Raw genomic sequence first — 815 nt, 5'->3', positions numbered from 1 at the left:
GTTTGGATCATTTACTGCTTACTGTCGCAGCCAAACAGTTTCGGTGCGGGATGGAGCAGCCTGGTAGCTCGTCGGGCTCATAACCCGAAGGTCGTCGGTTCGAATCCGGCTCCCGCTACCAACTAATGACACTGATACTCATCTACCAGCCAATTGCACGCCTGAGCTCGTCGCGGGCCGGCTTATCCTGGAAGCTAGTCGGGCTCATAACCCGAAGGTCGTCGGTTCGAAKCCGGCTCCCGCTACCAACTTATTCAACGGCAATTGAYTACCAGMCRTTTGCTGAAAAGATTTGGTGCGGGATGGAGCAGCCTGGTAGCTCGTCGGGCTCATAACCCGAAGGTCGTCGGTTCGAATCCGGCTCCCGCTACCAACTTATTACAACGGCAAGTGACTTCCAGACAACTGCTACACAGATTTCGGTGCGGGATGGAGCAGCCGGGTAGCTCGTCGGGCTCATAACCCGAAGGTCGTCGGTTCGAATCCGGCTCCCTCTACCAACTTATTTCAACGGCAGTTGATTACCAGACAATTGCTGGACAGATTTCGGTGCGGGATGGAGCAGCCTGGTAGCTCGTCGGGCTCATAACCCGAAGGTCGTCGGTTCGAATCCGGCTCCCGCTACCAAATAATAAGCCGGTTTATCCGGCTTTATTTTTTTGTGTAAAATTTTTCTTTGCCGCTCCCTGAAGCAAGCGGCATGAGAGATGATTAATGTTGTTCATGGCTGTTTGGAATCTCGATGCAGAAACAAAAGGTCAAATCACCCAACAAAACGGCACTTGTCGTTGAGGGTGGAGGAATGCGCGGCATTT

The 815-nt window shown here is 52.9% G+C and carries 3 tRNA genes; all 3 read left to right on the top strand.

Annotated elements, in window-relative coordinates:
• Positions 1 to 44: 44 nt before the first annotated feature.
• The 3 genes from WG89_RS28865 (at position 45) to WG89_RS28855 (ending at position 627) form a co-directional block, all read left to right on the top strand.
• Positions 45 to 121, top strand: a tRNA-Met gene (locus tag WG89_RS28865).
• A gap of 175 nt (positions 122 to 296) precedes the next feature.
• Positions 297 to 373 (top strand) — tRNA-Met (locus WG89_RS28860).
• Positions 374 to 550: 177 nt separating this feature from the next.
• Positions 551 to 627 (top strand) — tRNA-Met (locus WG89_RS28855).
• Positions 628 to 815 lie beyond the last annotated feature (188 nt).

This window comes from Endozoicomonas arenosclerae (genome assembly GCF_001562015.1).
Classification (GTDB): domain Bacteria; phylum Pseudomonadota; class Gammaproteobacteria; order Pseudomonadales; family Endozoicomonadaceae; genus Endozoicomonas_A; species Endozoicomonas_A arenosclerae.
Note: the sequence above shows the minus strand (reverse complement) of the source record. Positions and strands in the feature narration are given on the sequence as shown.